Genomic DNA, 568 nt, shown 5'->3' on the forward strand with positions numbered 1-568 from the left:
CACGATGAAGTGTGATCTACTGGTTGCGCTAACAAAACAGAAGAGACCTCATCGTGCCTTTACAAACAGTTTGCCAGAAATTTTTCTCCGCGTCTTTACGTGGTATCCATTCCTTTCGGATCAATGTGCTTATCTCTATGACCATTGCACTTTGCAACGGCGCTGACTTGACGCTGACCAGTCTCGGCCGTTCGCTTCCAGGCAGAGCTCACGTCAAAAATAAAATTAAGCGTGTTGATCGAGCCCTCGGTAATACTGCTCTTCATCACGATCTTCCCCTTATTCAACAGATGCTTACCCGGTCTATCACCTCACTGATGCCGTTCTGCGTTATTGCTGTCGACTGGAGCGGATGGCATGACAAAAACTGGCACCTGCTGCGGGCAAGTCTAGTCTGTAATGGCCGTTCACTCCCTCTGATGAGCGAAGTGGTGCCCGCCTGGCTGGCACAAAACAGCCAGGTTCAGTGCGCCTTCCTTGACCGTCTCCACGCGGCCATTCCCGACGGAAAACCCGTCACAATAATCACGGATGCGGGCTTCAGAACTGACTGGTTCAGGCACATAAG

General features: G+C 51.2%; 1 pseudogene. It reads left to right on the forward strand.

Going from position 1 to position 568, the window contains the following annotated elements:
- Positions 1-53: 53 nt before the first annotated feature.
- Positions 54-568: pseudogene (locus ACMV5I_RS29640) on the forward strand (IS4 family transposase); the annotation flags it as partial.

It is taken from the genome of Serratia sp. T13T92, from assembly GCF_047530105.1.
Lineage (GTDB): Bacteria > Pseudomonadota > Gammaproteobacteria > Enterobacterales > Enterobacteriaceae > Chania > Chania fonticola.